Raw genomic sequence first — 22,943 nt, forward strand, 5'->3', positions numbered from 1 at the left:
TTCAGGCAACCGTCTGTGGTGTTTGCAGAGCTAAGATTGGCGGCTTAGCGTTGCACTTCGGAGTTGAATCCGCCGTTTACTGAAAAATAACTCTTAATAAACGAATTTCAGGTGGTGTTTAGCGACACCGCCGGTCATCATTTCCGTTAATAGCGGAAGTGGCGTATTGCCATCGCCAAAATATGGTCCACCACCCGCCTTTGATTTATCAACGGGCAGGCCTTTTACACGTCGGGAAAATATAATGAAGTTAATAACAACCACCGTCGTGGCATTATTCGCGCTGACTGGCTGCGACAATGCCACACCACCTGCACAACATAACGCGGCCCAGGAAGTCGGAGTAGTGACGCTCCAGAGCCAACCGCTTTCCGTACTCAGCACCCTGACCGGGCGCACCTCGGCCTCGCTGACTGCGGAAGTCCGACCCCAGGTTGGCGGCATCATCCAGAAGCGCCTCTTCACCGAAGGCGACACGGTGAAAGCCGGACAGGCTCTGTATCAAATTGACCCGTCCAGCTATCGCGCCGCCTTCGATGAAGCCAATGCCTCGTACAAACAGGCCCAGGCGCTGGTGACGTCCGATTGTGAAAAAGCCCGCCGCTACGCGCTTCTGGTGAAAGACGACGGAGTGTCACAACAGGATGCTGACGACGCGAAATCCACCTGTGCGCAGGACCGTGCCAGCGTCAGCGCCAAGCAGGCCGCAGTGGAAACCGCGCGCATCAACCTTAACTGGACCACGGTGACCTCACCGATCAGCGGGCGGATTGGCATTTCGTCTGTCACCCCAGGCGCCCTGGTGACCGCCGAGCAAACCACCGCTCTGGCCACCGTGCGCGGGCTGGACACCATGTATGTCGACCTCACCCGCTCCAGCGCCGATCTGCTGCGTCTGCGTAAACAGGCACTCGCCAGCAACGACAGCACGTTGAGCGTATCGCTGATTCTGGAAGACGGCAGCACCTACAGCGAAACCGGCAAACTGGCGCTGACCGAAGTGGCCGTCGATGAAGCTACCGGCTCCGTCACCCTGCGCGCTATCTTTCCGAACCCGCACCAGCAGTTGCTGCCCGGCATGTTCGTACGCGCCAGCGTGAACGAAGGCGTGATGGAAAATGCCATCCTCGCGCCACAACAAGGCATTACCCGCGACAGCAAAGGCAACGCCACGGCCCTGGTGGTCAACGCCCAGAACAAAGTCGAACAGCGTAACGTCGAAACGGGCGACACCTACGGGGATAAATGGCTGGTCCTGAAAGGGCTGCAAAGCGGCGACAAGCTGATCGTTGAAGGCACCGATAAAGTCACCGCCGGCTCAGAAGCCAAAGCCGTTGAAGTGCAAAACAACGGAGGCAAAGCCTGATGTTCTCCAGCTTCTTCGTGCGTCGCCCGGTCTTTGCCTGGGTGATCGCCATTCTGATCATGATGGCAGGGGTGCTGGCTATCCGCACGCTGCCCATCGCGCAGTACCCGGACGTGGCGCCGCCATCGGTAAAAATCACCGCCACCTACACCGGTGCGTCGGCGCAAACGCTGGAAAACAGCGTGACCCAGGTTATCGAACAACAACTTACCGGGCTCGATAACCTGCTTTATTTTACCTCCACCAGCAGTTCCGATGGTCAGGTGAATATCACCGTGACCTTCGAGCAGGGTACCGACCCGGATACCGCTCAGGTGCAGGTACAGAACAAGGTGCAGCAGGCCGAGTCGCGTCTGCCAACCGAAGTGACACAGTCCGGCGTTACGGTGGTGAAATCCCAGAGCAACTTCCTGCTCATCATGGCGATGTATGACAAAACCGACCATGCCTCCAGCTCCGATATCGCCGACTGGCTGGTGAGTAACGTGCAGGACCCGCTCGCTCGCGTCAGCGGCGTGGGTAGCCTGCAGGTGTTCGGTGCGGAATACGCCATGCGTATCTGGATGGACCCGGACAAACTGGCCTCTTACGCGCTGATGCCGTCTGACGTGCAAACGGCCGTTGAAGCGCAGAACGTGCAGGTCTCCGCCGGGAAAATCGGTGCGCTGCCGTCCTCGAACAGCCAACAGCTGACCGCCACCGTGCGCGCGCAGTCTCGTCTGCAAACCGTGGAGCAGTTCCGCAATATCATCGTCAAAAGTGAAACCAATGGCTCGGTGGTACGTATCGGTGATGTGGCCCGCGTTGAGATGGGTAGCGAAGATTACTCGGCGATGGCAAAACTGAACGGCCACCCGGCGGCGGGCCTGGCGGTGATGCTGGCTCCTGGCGCCAACGCGCTGGATACCGCTACGCTGGTCAAGGAGAAAATCGCCGAGTTCCGCCACAGCATGCCGCAGGGCTATGACATCGCCTACCCGAAAGACAGCACCGACTTTATCAAAATCTCCATCGAAGACGTGGTGCAGACATTGATTGAAGCCATCGTGCTGGTGGTCTGCGTGATGTATCTGTTCCTGCAAAACGTCCGCGCCACGCTGATTCCGGCGATGGCGGTACCCGTTGTGCTGTTGGGGACCTTTGGGGTACTGGCCCTGTTTGGCTATTCGATTAACACCCTGACGCTGTTTGCAATGGTGCTGGCGATAGGCTTGCTGGTGGACGATGCCATCGTGGTGGTGGAAAACGTCGAGCGTATTATGCGTGACGAAGGGCTACCCGCCCGCGAAGCCACCGAAAAATCGATGGGTGAAATCTCGGGCGCGCTGGTGGCGATTGCTCTTGTGCTCTCGGCTGTGTTCCTGCCGATGGCCTTCTTTGGCGGCTCTACGGGGGTTATTTACCGTCAGTTCTCGGTCACTATTATCTCGGCCATGACGCTGTCGGTGATTGTCGCCCTGACCCTGACCCCGGCACTGTGCGGCACGGTGATGCAGCACAGCAAGCCGCATAAAAAGGGCTTCTTCGGCGCGTTTAACCGCTTCTACACCCGTACAGAAAACAAATATGAGCACCGTGTGCTGCGCGTATTGCGCCGTTCCGTCACCGTGATCGCCACCTATGGCGTGCTCTGTGCGGCAATGGCGTTTGTCATGTGGCGTCTGCCGGGCAGCTTCCTGCCGACCGAAGACCAGGGTTCTGTCATGGTGCAGTTCACCCTGCCTGCCGGGGCCACCGCGCCGCGTACCGATGCGGTCGCCAGCAAAGTGACCGACTGGTTCCTCACCAAAGAGAAAGCCAATACCGACGCCATCTTCACGGTCACCGGCTTTAGCTTTAGCGGGAGCGGGCAGAACGCCGGGATGGCCTTCGTCTCGCTGAAAAACTGGTCAGAACGTAAGGGATCGGAAAATACCGCCCAGGCGATCGCCCTGCGAGCCACCCAGCAGTTGAGCACCATCCGCGATGCCAGTATTTTCGCCATGACGCCGCCGTCGGTGGACGGTCTGGGGCAGAGTAGCGGCTTTACCTTCGAGCTACTGGCAAGCGGCGGCACGGATCGCGACGAACTGCTGAAAATGCGCAACCAGTTGATTGGTGAGGCCAGCAAAAGCCAGGAGCTGCACGCCGTTCGTGCCAACGACCTGCCACAAATGCCGCAGTTGCAGGTGGATATCGACAACAACAAAGCCGTTGCGCTAGGCCTGTCGCTCAGCGATGTCAGCGATACGCTCTCCAGCGCCTGGGGCGGGACCTATGTGAACGACTTTATCGATCGCGGACGCGTGAAGAAGGTCTATATCCAGGGGGATAGCGAGTTCCGCGCCGCCCCGTCGGACCTGAAAAAATGGTACGTACGCGGCAGTGACAGCAGCATGACGCCGTTCTCCGCCTTTGCCACCACCCACTGGGAATATGGCCCGGAAAGTCTGGTGCGCTACAACGGTTCGGCGGCCTATGAAATTCAGGGCGAGAACGCCAGCGGGTTCAGCTCCGGCGTGGCGATGACCAAAATGGAAACCCTCGCCAACAATCTGCCCGGCGGTTCCACCTGGGCCTGGAGCGGCCTGTCATTACAGGAAAAACTCGCCAGCGGCCAGGCCATGAGCCTCTACGCCATCTCGATCATGGTGGTGTTCCTCTGCCTGGCAGCCCTTTATGAGAGCTGGTCCGTGCCGATTTCGGTCATTCTGGTGATTCCGCTCGGCCTGCTCGGAGCGGCGCTGGCAGCCTGGATGCGTGACCTGAACAATGACGTCTACTTCCAGGTGGCGCTGCTGACCACCATCGGCCTGTCGTCGAAAAACGCCATTTTGATTGTCGAGTTTGCCGAAGCCGCGGTGCAGGAAGGCTATTCCCTGAGCCGGGCAGCGCTGCGTGCGGCACGTACCCGTTTACGTCCGATTATGATGACCTCGCTGGCGTTTATCGCCGGGGTGCTGCCACTGGCTGTGGCGACCGGGGCCGGGGCCAACAGCCGTGTGGCCATCGGTACCGGCATCATCGGCGGTACGCTGGCAGCCACCCTGCTCGCCATCTTCTTTGTTCCGCTGTTCTTTGTGCTGGTGAAACGTCTGTTCGCCGGTAAACGTCAACGCCAGGAGTAATTATGTTTCGTATTAGTGTGCTTGTTTTGGCTCTCCTGAGCGCGGGTTGTGTGTCGCTCGACCCGACTTATCAACGCCCGGATGCCCCCGTTCCTGCCACCCTGCCGGGTGGCAGCGGTGAGGCGAAGGCGGTGGCGACCGACTGGAAACAGGTGGTCAATGACAGCCGCCTGCAGCAGGTGGTGAGCCTGTCGCTCACCCAAAACCGCGATGTGCAAAAAGCGCTTGCCGATATTGATGCGGCGCGTGCGCTCTACGTCGAAGACCGGGCTGCGCTCTTCCCGACGGTGAACGCGGAGTTGAGCAACACCCGTAGCCGAACCGTGTCCAGCGGCGTGACCTCCAGTGCCGAGGCCAACGGCGCGGTGTCGAGCTTTGAACTGGATCTGTTTGGCCGTAACCAAAGCCTTGCACGGGCCGAACGGGAAACCTGGCTTGCCAGCAAATATACCGCGCAAAACACCCGCCTGAGCCTGGTAGGGGAAGTCACCACCGCGTGGATTACCCTGGCGGCGGATAACAGCAACCTGGCGCTGGCGGAGCAGACGATGGAGAGCGCGCAAAACTCGCTCAATATTGTGAAACGTCAGCAGCAGGTGGGCACGGCGGCGGCGACGGATGTGAGCGAGTCGATGGCGGTCTACCAGCAGGCGCGTGCCAGCGTCGCCAGTTACAAAACGCAGGTGGCGCAGGATATCAATGCGCTCAACCTGCTGGCGGGAACCACCGTGGCGCAAAATCTGCTGCCCGGCACGCTGGAAAGTCTGGCGCAGGACAGCATCAAGCTGACGCCTGCGGGAGTGTCGTCCTCAGTGCTGCTGCGCCGTCCGGATATTCAGGAAGCGGAGCACAACCTGAAAAGCGCCAACGCCAACATTGGTGCAGCGCGAGCGAATTTCTTCCCGTCGATTTCGTTAACCGCCAGCGCAGGGGTGGGCAGTTCGGCCCTGTCGTCGCTGTTTAATAACGGCATGAAGGTCTGGTCGTTTGCCCCGTCGATTTCCCTGCCGCTGTTTACCGGCGGCAGCAACCTGGCGCAGTTGCGCTACGCTGAGGCAGAGAAGAAAGGGCTGATCGCCACCTACGAGAAAACGATCCAGAGCGCGTTTAAAGACGTTGCCGATGCGCTCGCCCGTCGTCAGACGCTGGATGAGCAACTCGACGCCCAGCGCGAGTATGTTGCCGCCGAGCAGAAAACGCTGGATATCGCCCAGCGTCAGTATCAGGCCGGCACCGGGGGCTATCTCTCCGTGCTGACCGCGCAGCGTTCGCTGTGGTCGGCGCAGGAAGGGCTGATTTCGCTGCAGCAGACGGATCTTGAGAACCGCGTGACCCTGTGGCAATCCCTCGGCGGCGGCGTGGGGTGATGTGATTGTCCCCTCACCCTAACCCTCTCCCCAAAGGGGCGAGGGGTCGATCGAGCGGTCTGGAGCGGTGATTTTCCCCTGACCTCCTGCTGCTTTTCTCCCTCTCCCTCAGGGAGAGGGCCGGGGTGAGGGTGTGGCAGCCGCATCATTGCAAAACGAATGGGATTTCCCCTTCACCCTGTGTCACCCGGGAATGTCCCCGGCGACGCTGCGCTTGCCCGGGCTATGAACGGTCAGGGTGAGGGTCTTGTTCTTTACGCTGTTAATTTCGGAAAGATTATGCAAAAACTGTCTGTTTCATATGCGCTGGTACTTGGGCTGCTGACGGCAATTGGCCCGATCTGCACCGACCTGTACCTGCCAGCGCTGCCCGATATCACACAACAAATGGGCACCACCACGTCGCTGACGCAACTGTCGCTGACGGCCTCGTTAATCGGCCTCGGGCTGGGACAACTGTTCTTCGGCCCGATGAGCGACCGAATGGGCCGCAAACTCCCGCTTTTGCTGTCGCTGGCGTTATTCATCGTCTCCTCCATCTTTTGTGCGACCACCCACGATATCCATCTGCTGATTTTATGGCGCTTTATTCAAGGCTTCTCCGGCGCGGGTGGCTCGGTCCTCTCGCGTTCCATCGCCCGCGACAAATACTCCGGCACCCAGCTAACCCGCTTTTTCGCCCTGCTGATGACGGTAAACGGTATCGCCCCGGTCATCTCGCCGGTGCTCGGCGGCTACATCTCGGAAACCCTGCACTGGCGCGCCCTTTTCTGGGTCATGGCGCTGGCAGGCGCGGTATTGCTGCTCCTCAGCCTGACGATCATTAAAGAGACACGTCAGCCACAAAGCACGGCCGAAAGCCTGCTCAGCACCACCAAAGCGGTGCTAAAAAACCGTACCTTCCTGAGCTTCTGCCTGGTACAGGCCTTTATGCTTGCGGGACTATTCTCTTACATTGGGGCCTCGTCCTTCGTCCTGCAAAACGAATATGGCATGAGCCCGATGCAGTTCAGCCTGCTGTTTGGCCTTAACGGCTGTGGGCTGGTGATCGCCGCGCTGATCTTCTCGAACTTTGCCCGCCGCGTCCCGCAAAACGTCCTGCTCAAACGCGGGCTGATTCTGGCGGTGTTGCTTGCGCTGGTGACCTTTGGCTTTGCCCAGACCGGGTATAAAACGCTCACGCTGGTGGGGCTGTTTTTCACCGTCGGCCTCAACAGCGGCGTCTGTACGCTGTCCGGCTCTGCGGCGATGAACTGCGTTGACGCCCGCTATTCCGGCACCGCCTCCGCGTTACTCGGCATGCTGATGTTTGTCTTTGGGGGGATTGCCACACCGCTTTCAGGCCTTGGCGGCGAAGCGATGTGGAAAATGACGCTGGCGATAGCCATTGCCTACAGCGCGGCGCTGGCGATTTACACCTTCGTCCGCCGCCGGAATTAAGCTTTTTTACCACCGGGTTTCAGGCCACGGTGAAACTCATTAATGCGTTTCACCGTTTTAATGGCCCGCTGCGAAGTGGCCGATGCCACGGATAACACAATCATCTCCAGGCACAGCAGCACCGTACCATGCAGCGGGATTTTGCCCTTCTCACCGCCGCGTGGCACATGAATCACCACGTCCGCCTCTTTGCTAAAACGGGAATCCAGCGCATTGGTCAGCAAAATCGTCGGAATGCCCAGCCGTTTGGTCTCTTTTAAGGTCGTCAGCCCTTCACGATGGGCCGATTTCTGCGCCATCATCACCAGCACATCGCCGCGTTGCAGGCTAACAAGCTGCTCGGCCAGCCCAATGCCGGTGCGATTAAGTGCCACCGCCGGCAACCCGACGCGGCTGAACAAACGGGCGGTATAATCGGCCAGAATCCCCGATGCGCCAATGCCAAAAATGGCCGCCTGGCGCGCATCCACTAACAGGGCAACGGCCTGGGCGATGGCATAACGGTTGTCCGGTTCAGACAACACCTCGCAGGTGTACTGGTGTCCTTCCAGCACAAAATCAATGCCGGAATTCACATCACACGACAGTGCTCCGACCGTGGTGCTCATCTTTTCCGCCGAGGTCATCGTCGGCCCAAACCAGTGCTCCATCGTCTGTTTCAGGTCGCGTAACCCGGCAAAACCGAGCGCCTGAATCGCACGCACCACGGTGGCGTCCGAGGTTTGTGTCGCCGCCGCGATCTCAATGGCCGTATGTTCCAGCACCACTTCCCGGTTTTCGTGAATGTAGCGCGCCACCGACTGTAAACGCGGCGACAGCGTATGCGCCCGCGCCCGATAGCGCTCACCATACACATCCACCCGCCCTTTGTTTTTCGTGGCCCGCATCATTGCACAGACCCTGGTAGCGGACGCCCGGCAATTTGCGATTGCACCTGCGCAACCATCAGACTCAGCGCGGCAAAGGAGTTGGAAATAGCCTCTTCCCGCGAAATCAGCACGTAATGCCCGGTGCGACAGGCCGAAAGGAAATTGCACCAGCCCGGCATCACCGCATCCATCGCGGCTACCTCATCCTGCGGTTTACCGCCGGTATCGCCACGCCAGGTAGCGAAAACAAAATCGGCATCCAGCTCCGGCAGCCGCTCGGCGCTGACATCAATACGCCCGCCGTCCGGGATACTCTCAATCAGCGGCGGGAAAGAGAACCCGGCATCACGCAGCACGCGCCCCAGCGAATGGTAGGTATGCAGGGCGTTGATTTTCCCCTCGTTGGCCTGAATCACCGACACGCGGATTTTGCTGGTATCGACCGTTGCTTTCAGCGCGGCGATTTGCGCCTGATAGCGGCGTTCCAGAATGGCAAGCTGCGCCTGGCTGCCGGTCAGGTCCGCCAGTTTGCTATAGATACGCGGCGCACCGCCGTCCAGATGGTCGATGCTGACGGTAGGGGCGATTTTTTCCAGTTGCTCAATCGGCGTATTGCGGCTCGGTTCGGTAATGATCAGATCCGGTTTCGCTGCCACCACGGCTTCAATATCAATGGTCGCAGTACCGATAAACGCAATCTTGCTGTTATCAAAATCCACCCCGGTCAGCATCGCGCTGGAGCGCAGCACATGGCTGCCATCGGGCCGGGTGCGGCCATGGCTGGCAACCGGCGGCACGCCCAGTTCAATCAGCGGGATGGTGATATCGAGATCGTGCAACGAGACAATGCGCTGCGGATGCAGCGGCACGGTCACCGTCCGCCCCAGATCGTCAGTAAAGGTGCGGGTCGCGGTTTCGGCATGCACCGCCGTCACCACCAGTAATAAGAACGCGAAAAGTAAACGCATACGGCTCCCTGAGTTATAACCGGTCCCGGCGCTGCCAGAGCAGCAGCAGGAAAAATGGTCCGCCAATCAATGAAATCACAATGCCCGCCGGGATTTGCAGCGGCGCAAACGCCAGCCGTCCCAGCGAATCCGCCACCAGCACCAGAAGCGCGCCGAGTAGCGCACTGCCGGACAACAACGCCACCTGGCCGCCGCGCAGCAGGAAACGCGCCATATGCGGCGCAATCAGCCCGACAAAGCCGATGCTGCCCGCACAGGAGACGCAGGCGGCGGTGAGCAAAACCGGGGCAATAAAACGAATCCGCATCAGCCACGCCAGGCGTACGCCCAGCCCGGCTGCCGCCTGGTGACCGAGCAGCGCCACATCCGAGGCCCGCGCGGTGAGAAACAGAATCAGCGCGGCAGGCAGCGCCCAGCAGGTTGCCACCAACAAAAGCGGCCAGGTGGCGGCGTGCAGACTGCCCGCCATCCACACCAGCGCAGTCTGCACATCACGCACATCGGCGGTAGTCATAAACACTCCGATGCCCGCGGCAAACGTCCAGGAGACGCCAATGCCGAGCAAAATAAAACGCGGACGCGAAAAATCCCGCGCCAGCAGAAGTACGATAAGCGCCGCCAGCAGGCCGCCCGCCATCCCCACTAACGGCCGCCAGACCAGCCCCAGAGCCGGGAAAAGGAGGATCAGCGCCAGCACCGCCACGCTACTGCCCTCTTTCACCCCCAGTAACCCAGGGTCTGCCAGACCATTGCGGGTAATTGACTGCATCGCCGCCCCGGCCATGCCCAGCATGGCGCCGCACAGCAGCGCCATCAGCAGGCGCGGCATGCGGATATCCCAGACGATGTACTGTTGCTCAGCATTCAGCGCCTGCGGGGAAAAAAGGGCCTTTCCGAGCGCCGACGCGGGGACCGGCAGCGAACCCTGCATCAAACCAGAAAGGAGTAACACCACCGCCAGTACCAGCAGCGCCGTCCCCCACATCGCCGTTTGCGGCCGCCATAAACGGGAAAAACGCCCCAGTCGAAAGGCGCGAAAGCCGACGCGCGACAACAGCGAACTCATTTGAATAACCTCGATGCCAGCAGGATAAACAGCGGTGCGCCCACTAGCGCGGTCATCACCCCGGTTGCCAGCTCATGTGGCGCGACCAGCGTGCGGGCGGCGATATCCGCCAGCAGCAGCAATAACGCGCCGGTGAAGGCACACAGCGGCACACCGAGGCGCAGATCATCGGTGGCAAAACGGCGCACAAGGTGCGGCACCACCAGGCCAATAAAGCCAATCGGCCCGGCCAGCGACACCGCCGCCCCACATAACAGCGCAATGGCGATAAGCCCAAGGCCACGGGTACGCACCAGCGAAATGCCCAGTCCCATTGCCACCTGATCGCCCAGCGCCAGCATGTTCAGCGCCGGGGCGACCCACAGCGCCAGCGCCAGCCCGGCTGCCGCCGCCAGCGCCGCGGTACGCACGGCCTCCCAGCTTAGCCCGGCCAAATCCCCGGCAAGCCAGGTGCGCATCGCCAGCAGGGTTTGTTCGTCCAGAATCAAAATGGCAGCGGTAATGGAAGAGGTAAACGCGGTGAGCGCCACGCCGCAGAGGGTGACTTTCATGGGGGTCAGGCCGGTTTTCCCGGCGCTGGCAAGCCCCATCACCAGCGCGAACAACGCCCCGGCACCGCAGGCGGCGATCAGCGGCTGACCCGGCCCGAAAGAAAGCCCTAGCGCGGTGCTGGCAACCACCGCCAGCGCCGCACCGGCGTTGAGCCCGAGGATGTGCGGCTCGCCCAGCGGATTGCGGATCACCGTCTGTAACAACGCCCCCGCCACCCCAAGCGCCGCCCCTACCACCAGCGCGGCCACAAGGCGCAGCAGACGCAGGCTGATGATTATCTGATGGTCGAAGTTACGCGGGTCGAAGGCCAGAAAGGCGCGTACCACGGTTTGCGGGCCAATCGTTCGCGCCCCCAGCCCCAGGTGAGCCACCGACGCCAGTCCAAGTAACACCAGCACCAGCAGCAAGGCCAGTCCGCTTCGCCCCCGGCGACGACATGCCAGAAGAGGTTGCGCGGTCATGGGTGCGGTTCACTCTGGCGGCGAAACGGCATAAAGAAGGGTTTTCCGGTCATTGGGTTAAGGGAGACATGCACATCAACGTCAAAGACCGATTTAATCAGCTCCGCCGGGCAGGGATCGCCCTCATGCAGCACGCCTTCCACTTTGCCCTGACGCAGAAAGACCAGCGTATCGCCGTAATTCACCGCGAAATTCAGATCGTGCAACACCACCACCACCGTGCGCCCATGCTGGCGGGTCAGGGAATGTAGCAGTTCGAGGATTTCTACCTGATAGCGCAGGTCGAGGAAGGTGGTGGGTTCGTCGAGCAAAATCACCGGCGTTTGCTGGGCCAGCGCCATCGCAATCCAGCAGCGCTGACGCTGGCCGCCGGAGAGGCTGTCTACCGGAAGATGGGCAAACTCGGTGGTCCCGGTCACTGCCAGCGCATTTTCAACCGCCTGCTGATCGTCATCAGACCACTGGCGCATAAAGGTTTGCCAGGGAAAACGGCCACGTGAGACCAGCTCAAACACGGTCAGCCCTTCGGGAACCAGCGGCGACTGGGGGAGGATCCCCAACTGGCGCGATACCGTTTTGGTGGGCTGCTGATGAATAGCTTTGCCATCAAGCTGAACGCTGCCGCCCAGCGGTTTGAGCAGGCGCGCAATGGTACTGAGGAGCGTGGATTTGCCGCTGCCATTCGCACCGACCAGCACGGTCATTTTACCAGGGGGAATGACAAGGCTGATGTCATCAACGATGACCTTCTGCTGGTAACCTGCCGAGAGATTGTCCAGCACAATTCCGGGCCGACTGGCCGCATTGTCCACCTGCTGTGGCATCTTCACTCCTGTGCCGCAACCACGTGGTACACTCCGCGCGCGCCAGCTCAACAAATAAAAATAAATATCATTCTCTTTTAGATTTTGCCGTCGGTCAATGTAGTAGTCAAGAGAATCAAACCCCTATAACTTCACCGGGTATTTCAACATCACTACAGTCCTTTCACTGTTTTGAGTTTATTTTTAATCACTTTAATTTCAATTAATTAAAAGAGTAAATCTTGTGTTTTTCGCCGTACTCCCCCTGGCAAAATGCAGTGTAGTCATTTTTATCAATTTTTCATTTACTACTACATTTCGCCGTGTTTGAATGCTTCTCAATTACATATCCGGCATGAATCTTTCACGCCGAAGGATAGATGTGCAGTAGCGGGCAATGAATAAAAAACCCTCCCCTCATGGGTGACTGGCAGGGGCATTTTGGAAAAACGGACAACATGGCTGAGTTAACTTCTTATATCTCCGGGAAAAAAGGGCGTGCGCTTTTTTCAGCGCTGTTTCTGGGGGCAACCTTTTCACCTCTGGCGCAGGCTGCGGATAGCACCACACAAGACAAAGACAGCGACACGCTGACGGTACTGGCAGGCTCTTCATCGGCTGATAAGGCCGCGACTTCGGGCTATCAACCGCTGAACACCTCGGCGGCAACGCTTACGACAATGCCGCTGCTGGATATTCCGCAGGTGGTCAACACCGTGAGCGATAAAGTGCTGGAAGATCAGCATGCCACGACGCTGGATGAAGCGCTGTATAACGTCAGTAACGTCGTGCAGACCAACACATTAGGCGGAACCCAGGATGCGTTTGTGCGCCGTGGCTTTGGTGCCAACCGCGACGGCTCAATCATGACCAACGGCCTAAAAACGGTTCTGCCGCGCAGCTTTAACGCCGCCACGTCGCGCGTTGAAGTACTGAAAGGCCCAGCCTCCACGCTGTACGGGATTCTGGATCCCGGTGGGCTTATCAATGTTGTAACGAAACGTCCGCAAACCACCTTTGGCGGTTCCGTTTCCGCAACATCTTCCAGCTTTGGCGGCGGCACCGGGGATTTCGATGTCACCGGGCCGATTGAAGGCACCCGCCTGGCGTATCGCCTGGTTGGCGAATACCAGAATGAAGATTACTGGCGTAACTTCGGTAAAGAGAAAAGCACCTTTATCTCCCCGTCGTTAACCTGGTTCGGCGATGACGCAACGGTCAGCGTGCTGTACTCACACCGCGATTATCAGACCCCGTTTGATCGCGGCACCATCTTCGATCTCAATACCAAACAACCGGTTAAAGTCAGCCGCGAAACCCGCTTCGACGAGCCGTTCAACATTACCGATGGGGCGTCCGACCTGGCGCAACTGAACGCCGAATATCGCCTCAACAGCGCGTGGACGGCGAAGTTTGACTACAGCTTTAGCCAGGACAAATACACGGACAACCAGTCACGCGTGATGGCCTATGATGCCGCCACCGGTAATCTGACGCGCCGTGTGGACGCCACCCAGGGATCAACCCAGCGGATGCACAGCACCCGTGCCGATCTGCAGGGCAATGTGGATATCGCCGGGTTCTATAACGAGATCCTGACCGGCGTGTCGTATGAGAATTACGATCTGCTGCGTACCGATATGATCCGCTGCAAAAACGTTAAAGATTTCAACATCTATAACCCGACTTACGGCAATGCCAGCAAATGTACGTCAGTGTCCGCTTCGGACAGCGACCAGACGATTAAGCAGGAGAGCTACTCCGCCTACGTTCAGGACGCGCTGTACCTGACGGACAAATGGATCGCTGTTGCCGGTGTGCGCTACCAGTACTACACCGAGTACGCAGGCAAAGGCCGCCCGTTCAATGTGAACACGGACAGCACCGACAAGCAGTGGACGCCAAAATTTGGCCTGGTCTACAAACTGACGCCATCGGTTTCCCTGTTCGGTAACGTCGCGCAGTCGTTTATGCCGCAGTACTCCATCGCCAGCTATATCGGTGAGTTACCGCCGGAAAAATCTACCGCGTGGGAAGTGGGGGCGAAATTCGACCTCTTCGACGGCGTTACCGCGAACATTTCCCTGTTCGATATTCACAAGCGCAACGTGATGTACAGCGAGATTGTGGGTGACGAAACCGTAGCGAAAACCGCAGGCCGCGTGCGTTCGCAGGGTGTGGAAATGGACATCGCCGGTGCGCTGACCAGCAACATGAACGTTATCGCCAGCTATAGCTACACCGATGCCAAAGTGCTGGAAGACCCGGAATATGCAGGCAAACCGATGCCTAACGTGCCGCGCCACACCGGTTCCGTGTTCCTGACCTATGACATCCGCAATATGCCAGGCGGCAATACGCTGACCCTGGGCGGCGGCGGTCACGGGGTGAATCGTCGTTCAGCCACCAACGGCGCGGATTACTATCTGCCGGGCTATTTTGTGGCTGACGCCTTCGCGGCTTACAAAATGAAGCTGGAGTACCCGGTCACGCTGCAACTTAACGTGAAGAACCTGTTCGATAAGACCTATTACACCTCGTCGATCACCACCAACAATCTGGGTAACCAGATTGGCGATCCGCGTGAAGTGCAATTTACGGTGAAAATGGATTTTTAAGCGTAAGAACTGGTGTGTATTTGCCCCGCAGATGCGGGTTTTTTTTTTGCCTGTCGCCAGGTGCACCCCCCTTTCCAGGGAAAGACATTGTTACGCGTATTGCCTATGATGATCCGCTTAGCGTAACGCCCGCAGGGGACATATCGCACGTCAGGATCGGGAAATCAGATGACAAAAATTGAGCAGCTTGAACAACTGGTGGCGAAATACCAGGGTGATTTGGCCTATTACCACTCAAAAAAATATAACGAAACGCAGCTGAGAACCGACTTTCTCGACCCACTGTTTACCCTTCTGGGCTGGGATATTATCAACGCCCAGGGCAGGCCCACCAACGAACGTGAAGTGCTGGTCGAAGAGGGATTAAAAGCGCGGGTGGGGGAAAACGCGAAAAAACCGGATTACACCTTCCGCCTGTTTTCCGAGCGCAAATTCTTTGTCGAAGCCAAAAAGCCGAGCGTGGACATTAGCCTCGACCCGGAACCGGCCAAACAGGTGCGCCGTTACGGCTTTACCGGCAAATTAAAAATCTCGGTACTGACCAACTTCGAATATACCGCCATCTATGATTGCTCAAACCCGGTTGGACAGGACGACCAGACCGGTCATTCGCGCATCAAGCTCTATCACTACAGTGAACTGGCGGCGCATTTCGATGAAATCATGACGCTGATTGGCCGCGACAGCGTCTATTCCGGGCAGTTTGATAACGAATGGTCCGCCATCGAAAACAAGATCCTGCGCTTTAGCGTCGACGATCTGTTCCTTGAGCAAATCAACCGCTGGCGTTTATTGCTGGCCAATGAGTTTCTCTCCCTCAAGCCCGGTCTGAATGAAGAAGAGCTCAACGATCTGACGCAGAATTACATTAACTGCATTGTCTTTTTACGCGTCTGCGAAGACCGTGATTTAGAGGCGTATGAAACGCTCTGGTCATTAGCACAGAAGCAAGATTACTGCGCGCTGGTGCAGACGCTACAGGCTTCGGATCGCAAATATGATTCCGGTCTGTTTGCCCTCGAGCATATTGAGGAGCTGATCAGTAATGATAATTCGGCTATCTGGGAGATCATCAATCAGCTCTATTTCCCGCAGAGCACTTACTCCTTTGCGGTCTTTTCCTCCGATATTCTCGGCAGTATTTACGAGATATTCCTGAGCGAAAAAATCAAAATTGGCCCCGATGGCACCACCGAAATCCGTCCGAAAGAAGAGCACCTCGACCGCGATGTGGTGACCACGCCGGTGCACATCATTAAAGAGATTATACGCAACACGGTGAGCGAATTTTGCCAGGGCAAAAGCGATGAGCAGATCCTCAACGCCAAATTTGCCGATATCGCCTGCGGCTCGGGTGCCTTTATTCTGGAAGTGTTTCAGTACTTGCAGGATACGCTGGTCGACTATTACATCCAGCACGACCGCACGAAGCTCCAGCAGCTTTCCCCCCACAGTTTCAAACTGAAATTGTCGGTGAAAAAGGAACTGCTCAGCCGCTGCATTTACGGTATCGACAAAGATTACAACGCGGTAAAAGCCTGTGCCTTTGGTCTGCTGCTCAAACTGCTGGAAGGCGAATCAAAAGAGACGATTGGCGACGACAAACCGATCCTGCCGAAAATTCAGCACAACATTATTTTCGGTAACAGCCTGGTGGATACAAATGACGGGGTTGCGGCGGTGGACAGTTATCGCGTAAATCCGCTGCATATTGATGAAAACAGCTTCGATGTGATTGTCGGTAATCCACCGTATATGGCCACGGAGCATATGAAGCAGTTCACCCCTGCCGAACTGCCGATCTACAAAAAGAAATACCAGTCGGCTTACAAACAGTTTGATAAATATTTCCTGTTTGTCGAGCGTGCCATGCAGCTGTTAAAAGAGGGAGGCTATCTTGGCTATATTCTCCCGTCCAAGTTCAGCAAAATCGGCGCGGGGAAAAACCTGCGTAAGCTGCTGGCGGATAGCCGCTATCTGAGCAAGCTGATTTCGTTTGGCTCGCATCAGATCTTTCTCAATAAAACCACCTATACCTGCCTGCTATGCCTGCAAAAATCACCGCAGAATGAGTTCGCTTTTTATGAAGTGAAAGACTTTAAAAAGTGGCTGACCCGTGAAGATAAATCGTCGCTATTAAGCCTGCACTCGCCCGATAAACTGGATTCCGACACCTGGGTGCTGGAGAAGGAAACCAACGATATCTTGCAGCGAATGTTCAGTAACTCCGCCGAACTGGGGGATATTCTGGGCAAAGGGGCGATTGCCAATGGTATTCAAACCAGCGCCAATGAATATTACGTGCATAAAAGCCTGAGAACGGAAAATGGATACGTCTGGTTCGCTTACGATGGCGTGGAATATTCGATTGAAGAAGCCTTAACGCGCCCCTATTTTGAAACGCCGCGCGCGGGCCAGGATAACTTCTACAGTTACAAAGATGTGGAGCCGAACGCCTTCGTTATTTATCCCTATCACAAGGTGGATGGTCGCATTCAGTTTATTGAGTACGACGATTTACGCGCCAATTACCCGCAGACGTTCGCCTTCTTACAGGTGGTCAAACCGCATCTTGATAATGGCAAGCGCTCGATAAAACCGGACCCGACAACGCCGCATGAGTGGTATCGCTATGGGCGCAGTCAGGCGCTGGAGAACTGCGATGTGCCGCAAAAAATTATCGTCGGCGTGCTGTCGAATGGCTACAAATACGCGATTGATAACCACCGGACGTTTGTCTCTTCCGGCGGCACGGCGGGCTACAGCATCATTAACGTGCCCGATGACTGCCCCTACTCCATTTTCTATATTCAGGCGCTGTTAACCTCCCGCCATCTGGAGTGGTTCGCGTCGATTTATGGGGAGATTTTCCGCGGCGGCTTTATCGCCAGGGGGACAAAAATCCAGACCCGGATGCCGATTCCGACCATCGATTTCACCAACAGCGCAGACGCGGCGCGCCACGACGATATTGCCACCCTGCAAATGCAGCTCAACCATCTGTATTCCCGGATTGCACAGGCATCGACACGGGAAAAAATCGTTTATCAGCGCCAGTTCGACACCGAGCAGGCACGGATGGATGCGTTGATAGTAGCGCTGTTTAATTTAGCTGAGCTGGACGTGAAAATCCCGTCGATAGAGGATCTGTATAAGGGATTGTGATCGGTTGTCCCGGATAGCGGCGTGCCTTTCCGGGCTACCACACCCATGTAGCCCCGGTTAGCGCAGCGCCACCGGGGAAAAGGTTATTTACGTAACCGGCGATCCTTCAACTTCTGCCAGATTGCCATCAGCTTATCGTTATCGCTTTTGCTAAAACCTAACGCCGCGAGGATCTTCTCGCCCTGGCTGCGGATCACCTCAGCAATCTCACCGGCTTTCACCTGTTGATTGATGCCCGTCAGATCGTGTTCCATCCCTTCGATCACCGGGATATACAGCTGTTCAATCTCCGACGGCACCAGCTCCAGCACGCCACCGCCGTAATAACGCCCTTCCAGCTCAGCGGTGATCGCCGTCAGCGGATTTAAAAAGCTGCACACCAGATTTTCACTGCTGGTAAAGGTCGAGCGCACGCGATAGGCGGTATCGGTGGTGTAGGCTTCCGCCTGATTGAGGATCAAGCGCGGCGCCTCGTGGCAGCGTTTCAGCATGCCGATACTGGTGCTGTACACCGAGGGCACCTTGTACCAGGGTTTACGGATGCGACATTTATAGCGCGTGTGCAAATCCTGCGCCTGGCCGAAAAGGATGTACTCCTTCACTTTTAACGGCAGGGCGTCGTAATCGTCGGCAATATAGAGGAAGTTGGTTGGCAGGCCATCGCGCTGGTTTTCCGCATGCTGATTCTCATCGTACAAAATTCCTGGACAGTGCTGGCTGCGGCCAAACATCGGATGGGCATAATCGGCCAGTTGATACTGCTCAACGGTCTGATTATCGACGAGGAAAAACTCATTCGCCCCGGTCACAATCCCCACATCCACGGTGGCAATATCGTTAAACTGATGCACCGACTCATGGCGGATAAGCGCCTGAATCAACGCCAGTTCGTCGCGCTCCAGCACCGCTTTGGTCCACTTCCCGGCGACGGTTTCGCCGTTAATGCCCGGCGTGCGCGCAAAGAGCGCGTTCGGGTCTTCGGCGAGGAAATCAAAGCCGTTAACGCTGACGATCCCCACACCATCGGTTTCCTGCTGTGGATCGATTTTCTTCTCGGCCAGAATGATCACCGCGCCCTGCAGCGTGTCTTCAAACCAGATCTCTTTCGGATCGATAATCACGATTTTCGAACACACCTGCCCCGCGTAGCTGCGCAGGGACTGAGCATGCATCACGTGAATGATTTCGGAAGGGATCACCATGCCAAGACGCCCGCCAAGTTTGAGCAGCGCCAGCGAGGAGAGTAAGAACGGCACCCAGGCATTGGTGTGCCTGGTGAATTTCTGCTTCAGTTGCTTAAACACCAGCTCCGCCTGCACCTGAAACGCATTTTCAAGGAACTGGTAGCGGATAAACGGCGGGTTACCGACGACGCCATCGTAAAGCATATGGTTTTCAGCCAGTTGCTTGTTGGCCCAGACCAGGTAATCGCCTTCGGTCACCGTCGCGTTGGAAAATCCCAGCATCTCGCAGCGCTGCATGGCCTTTTGCGCCTCGACGTCGAACAGCTCAAAGCATTCCAGGTTAACCGCTTTATCACCATTGTTGTTATGGATAGCCTGAATAAATGCACCATCGCCGCAGCTCGGTTCCAGCACGCTGGCGGGGTGTGTGCTCAGCACCCAGCGGGTCACGTAATCGGCTAAGTTTTGCGGCGTATAGTAACCACCCCGGAGTTTCTGGCTGGTCTGGTCTGCTTTGAATTTCATTCTTTACCTTTGAAAAGCCCGCGCGTTCAATGCGCCGTTTCTGCGCGACATAGGGTACAGCCTTTATCCCGATTATCAAAGGGCGAGAAGGACGGTGGCAACCCCTGAATCCCACACGGTTATTGCGATTAAAAAGGTGAACGCAAAACGTGTCTGCCATCATATTTTCCAGTGAATCGTTCTCTCAATAATCTATTTGTGAGTTTAATCGCGGATATTTTTTCATATTTATCTATTTTTAGTACTCCCGTAACGTCAGAGGACGATGTAATGAAATATCGATTGAGTTACCGCCTCATTGCTCAGGGCGGTTTAAACGCCTGGTATAATCTCGATCCGCGCATTACCAACGACTTCCCTCGTTAATTCTCCGCTGCCTCTCATCTAATAAATAATTCAACTAAACACGACGTTTGGTAGTTATTTCTTTGCGCGTAAAAAACCGCCGGAAATTGCTATTACGTCGCAAGGTACGCTATTGGAGAAATATTATGAAACGCATCCCAGAACCTTTCCGCATTAAAATGGTTGAGAATATCCGCATGACCACGTACGACGACCGCGTGAAAGCGCTGGCCGAAGCCGGATATAACCCGTTCCTGCTTAATAGCGAGGATGTGTATATTGACCTGCTTACGGACTCGGGCACAGGGGCCATGAGTGACCGCCAGTGGGCCGGGCTGATGATGGGCGACGAAGCCTACGCCGGTTCCCGTAACTATCAGAATTTATGTGCAAAAGTGAAAGAGATCATCGGTTATCCGTTCACCATCCCAACCCACCAGGGGCGCGGCGCTGAACAGATCCTCTTCCCGTCGCTGATTGCCCGCTGCAAATCGAAAAAACCGGTGTTTATTTCCAACTTCCACTTCGACACCACCGCCGCACACGTGGAGCTGAATGGAGCGAAAGCCATCAACGTGGTAACGCCGAAAGCGTTCGACACCACCTCGTGGTACGACTGGAAAGGCAACTTCGATATCGATCAGCTGAAAGCCACCATCGCCGAACAGGGCGCGGAAAACGTAGCGGCGATTGTCACCACCGTGACCTGTAATAGCTCCGGCGGCCAGCCGATTTCGCTGGCGAATATGCGCGAAGTTTACCAGATCGCGAAAAGTCATAAGATCCCGGTGGTCATCGACTCCGCGCGCTTCTGCGAAAACGCCTGGTTTATTAAACAGCGCGAAGAGGGCTGCGCCGACAAATCGATTAAAGAGATCATCCGCGAGATGTATACCTACGGCGATATGTTGACCATGTCCGCCAAAAAAGATCCGCTAGTGAATATCGGCGGCATGTGTTGTTTCCGCGAAGACGAAGATCTGTTTAACGAAGTGCGCATCCGCTGCGTACCGATGGAAGGCTTTGTGACCTACGGCGGCCTGGCAGGACGCGATATGGAAGCAATGGCTATCGGTCTGGAGGAAGGCACCAACGAAGACTACCTCACCTACCGTATTGCACAGGTGGAATATCTGGGCGAACGCCTGCGTGAGGGCGGTATTCCGATCCAGTACCCGACCGGCGGCCACGCGGTGTTTGTCGATGCCAAACTGCTGCTGCCGCATATTCCGGCGGAACAGTTCCCGGCACATGCGTTGAACAACGAGCTGTATCTGGAAGCGGGTATTCGCAGTGTGGAAATCGGCTCGCTGCTGTTAGGGCGAGACCCGGTCACAGGCGTGCAAAAACCGTCGCCGATGGAGTTGCTGCGCCTGACCATTCCGCGCCGTGTCTACACCAACGACCATATGGACTATATCGCTGACTCACTGATTGCCGTGAAGAAACGCGCTGCGTCCATTAAGGGCCTGACGTTCACCTATGAACCGCCGGTGCTGCGCCACTTCGTTGCCCGTTTAAAACCTGTGGAATAAAACACACTCAGACGCGCCTGCAACGTGCGCGTCTTTCCAATATCACGCCTGAAAAAAATACACGTCGCCGGTCCAGGGTGATGAGAATTATGACGCCTATAGGTACGTGAGGAAAACGCACTATGGCTACACTTACGGTAACAAATAAAGCCCCGTCGTTAATTGGCGGCGCAATGATTATTGGTGGCACCATTATTGGCGCAGGCATGTTTTCTTTACCGGTTGTCATGTCTGGTTCATGGTTTTTTTGGTCACTGCTCGCGTTAGTTTTTACCTGGTTCTGTATGTTGCATTCAGGATTAATGATCCTCGAAGCTAACCTGAATTATCATATTGGCGCCAGTTTCGACACCATCACGAAAGATCTTCTCGGCAATCGCTGGAATATTATTAACGGCCTCACCGTCGCGTTTGTTTTATATATTCTGACCTACGCCTATATTTCCGCCAGCGGCTCTGTTATTCACCATACGTTCTCACAAATGAATATCGCCTTCCCGGCACGGCTGGGTGGGTTGTTATTCGCACTGATCGTGGCCTTTATTGTCTGGCTGAGCACCCGGGCTGTCAGCCGGATGACCACCATCGTGCTGGGCGCCAAGATCCTCACCTTCTTTATGAGCTTCGGTGGGTTAATCTGGCACGTGCAGCCTGCGGTACTGTTCAACACCGCCGAAGTAAACCCAAGCTATTTTCCCTACGTCATAATGGCGCTGCCCTTTTGCCTCGCCTCGTTTGGCTATCACGGCAACGTACCCAGCCTGATGAAGTATTACGGCAAAGACCCGCTGACCATCCGCCGCTGCCTGCTGCTCGGTACGCTGATGGCGCTGATCCTCTACGTTTTCTGGCTGATCGGTACGATGGGCAATATTCCGCGCCCGGCGTTTATCGATATTGCTGAGAAAGGCGGCAACATCGACGTGCTGGTGCAAGCGTTGAGCGGCGTGCTGAACAGCCGTGGTCTGGATTTACTGCTGACGGTGTTCTCAAACTTTGCCGTCGCCAGTTCGTTCCTCGGCGTGACCCTGGGCCTATTCGACTATCTGGCGGATCTGTTTAAGTTCGACGACAGCCCGCAGGGGCGTTTTAAAACCGCGCTGGTGACTTTCCTGCCGCCGATGATCGGGGGTGTGCTGTGGCCGAACGGGTTTATCTATGCGATTGGTTTTGCCGGACTAGCAGCAACCGTCTGGGCAGCGATTGTGCCGGCACTGCTGGCCAGCGCGTCGCGCAAACGCTTCGGCAGCCCGCATTATCGTGTGTGGGGCGGTAAGGCAATGATTGTGTTGATTCTGTGCTTCGGCGCGGGCAACGCCATTATTCACGTGCTGTCGAGCTTTAATCTGTTGCCGGTTTATCGTTAGTAAGCGGTTGATTCCCCTCACCCTAACCCTCTCCCAACGGGAGAGGGAATCAGGACCGAAGCCCGAATAAGGGACATTCCCCGGTGGCGTTTCCGCTTACCGGGGCTACAGGCAAAACCGTGGCCCGAATAAGGAAGGTGCGATTTAATCGGTGGGGTTCAGTGGAGTCCTTAGCTGTATTAGCCTTACCTTAGCTGAGCTGTAT

At 56.6% G+C, this 22,943-nt stretch carries 15 protein-coding genes; 9 read left to right on the forward strand and 6 right to left on the reverse strand.

Annotation, left to right across the window (positions count from 1 at the left end; genetic code table 11):
- Positions 1–244: 244 nt before the first annotated feature.
- The 4 genes from ACSZPU_RS12620 (at position 245) to ACSZPU_RS12635 (ending at position 7,280) form a co-directional block, all read left to right on the forward strand.
- Complete coding sequence (locus ACSZPU_RS12620; protein WP_498999174.1) at positions 245–1,366, forward strand: efflux RND transporter periplasmic adaptor subunit; 1,122 nt, start codon at positions 245–247, stop codon at positions 1,364–1,366.
- Positions 1,366–4,473 carry an efflux RND transporter permease subunit gene (locus ACSZPU_RS12625; RefSeq protein ID WP_498999176.1) on the forward strand — a complete coding sequence of 1,036 codons (3,108 nt, stop codon included), beginning with the start codon at positions 1,366–1,368 and terminating at the stop codon, positions 4,471–4,473. Before ACSZPU_RS12620 ends, ACSZPU_RS12625 begins: the two co-directional genes overlap by 1 nt.
- A gap of 2 nt (positions 4,474–4,475) precedes the next feature.
- Positions 4,476–5,840, forward strand: a complete 1,365-nt coding sequence (locus tag ACSZPU_RS12630) for an efflux transporter outer membrane subunit (protein ID WP_498999178.1) — start codon at positions 4,476–4,478, stop codon at positions 5,838–5,840.
- Positions 5,841–6,119: 279 nt separating this feature from the next.
- Positions 6,120–7,280 carry a multidrug effflux MFS transporter gene (locus tag ACSZPU_RS12635; RefSeq protein ID WP_498999179.1) on the forward strand — a complete coding sequence of 387 codons (1,161 nt, stop codon included), beginning with the start codon at positions 6,120–6,122 and terminating at the stop codon, positions 7,278–7,280.
- Here ACSZPU_RS12635 and ACSZPU_RS12640 read toward each other — a convergent pair.
- From ACSZPU_RS12640 to ACSZPU_RS12660, 5 genes are read right to left on the reverse strand one after another with little or no spacing between them, the layout of a single operon-like run.
- Positions 7,277–8,170: a MurR/RpiR family transcriptional regulator gene (locus ACSZPU_RS12640; RefSeq protein ID WP_498999181.1), complete on the reverse strand. Its 894-nt coding sequence runs from the start codon at positions 8,168–8,170 to the stop codon at positions 7,277–7,279. The genes ACSZPU_RS12635 and ACSZPU_RS12640 overlap by 4 nt on opposite strands.
- Complete coding sequence (locus ACSZPU_RS12645; RefSeq protein ID WP_498999182.1) at positions 8,167–9,117, reverse strand: iron-siderophore ABC transporter substrate-binding protein; 951 nt, start codon at positions 9,115–9,117, stop codon at positions 8,167–8,169. Before ACSZPU_RS12645 ends, ACSZPU_RS12640 begins: the two co-directional genes overlap by 4 nt.
- Before the next feature lie 13 nt (positions 9,118–9,130).
- A complete protein-coding gene (locus ACSZPU_RS12650; protein WP_498999184.1) occupies positions 9,131–10,183 on the reverse strand; it encodes a FecCD family ABC transporter permease in 1,053 nt (350 codons plus the stop codon).
- Positions 10,180–11,196 (reverse strand): FecCD family ABC transporter permease, encoded by a 1,017-nt coding sequence (locus tag ACSZPU_RS12655; RefSeq protein ID WP_498999187.1) that lies wholly within the window; start codon positions 11,194–11,196, stop codon positions 10,180–10,182. Before ACSZPU_RS12655 ends, ACSZPU_RS12650 begins: the two co-directional genes overlap by 4 nt.
- Positions 11,193–12,020 carry an ABC transporter ATP-binding protein gene (locus tag ACSZPU_RS12660; RefSeq protein WP_498999190.1) on the reverse strand — a complete coding sequence of 276 codons (828 nt, stop codon included), beginning with the start codon at positions 12,018–12,020 and terminating at the stop codon, positions 11,193–11,195. The genes ACSZPU_RS12655 and ACSZPU_RS12660 overlap by 4 nt, the downstream gene beginning before the upstream one ends.
- Positions 12,021–12,457: 437 nt before the next feature.
- Between ACSZPU_RS12660 and ACSZPU_RS12665 the strand changes: the two genes are divergently transcribed.
- Positions 12,458–14,617: a TonB-dependent siderophore receptor gene (locus ACSZPU_RS12665; protein ID WP_498999192.1), complete on the forward strand. Its 2,160-nt coding sequence runs from the start codon at positions 12,458–12,460 to the stop codon at positions 14,615–14,617.
- Positions 14,618–14,785: 168 nt separating this feature from the next.
- The gene (locus ACSZPU_RS12670) at positions 14,786–17,782 is read left to right on the forward strand and encodes an Eco57I restriction-modification methylase domain-containing protein (protein ID WP_498999194.1); all 2,997 of its coding nucleotides are present in this window, start codon (positions 14,786–14,788) and stop codon (positions 17,780–17,782) included.
- Between the two features lie 83 nt (positions 17,783–17,865).
- Here the strand turns inward: ACSZPU_RS12670 and ACSZPU_RS12675 are convergent, their stop codons facing one another.
- Complete coding sequence (locus tag ACSZPU_RS12675) at positions 17,866–19,491, reverse strand: Eco57I restriction-modification methylase domain-containing protein (RefSeq protein ID WP_498999197.1); 1,626 nt, start codon at positions 19,489–19,491, stop codon at positions 17,866–17,868.
- A gap of 270 nt (positions 19,492–19,761) precedes the next feature.
- Between ACSZPU_RS12675 and tnaC the strand changes: the two genes are divergently transcribed.
- The 3 genes from tnaC (at position 19,762) to mtr (ending at position 22,738) form a co-directional block, all read left to right on the forward strand.
- The gene (gene tnaC, locus ACSZPU_RS12680) at positions 19,762–19,857 is read left to right on the forward strand and encodes a tryptophanase leader peptide (protein ID WP_072039686.1); all 96 of its coding nucleotides are present in this window, start codon (positions 19,762–19,764) and stop codon (positions 19,855–19,857) included.
- Positions 19,858–19,982: 125 nt separating this feature from the next.
- Complete coding sequence (gene tnaA / locus ACSZPU_RS12685; protein ID WP_498999199.1) at positions 19,983–21,371, forward strand: tryptophanase; 1,389 nt, start codon at positions 19,983–19,985, stop codon at positions 21,369–21,371.
- Between the two features lie 122 nt (positions 21,372–21,493).
- Positions 21,494–22,738: a tryptophan permease gene (mtr, locus tag ACSZPU_RS12690; RefSeq protein ID WP_498999201.1), complete on the forward strand. Its 1,245-nt coding sequence runs from the start codon at positions 21,494–21,496 to the stop codon at positions 22,736–22,738.
- Positions 22,739–22,943 lie beyond the last annotated feature (205 nt).

Source organism: Phytobacter sp. V69, from assembly GCF_965644215.1.
GTDB lineage: Bacteria > Pseudomonadota > Gammaproteobacteria > Enterobacterales > Enterobacteriaceae > Phytobacter.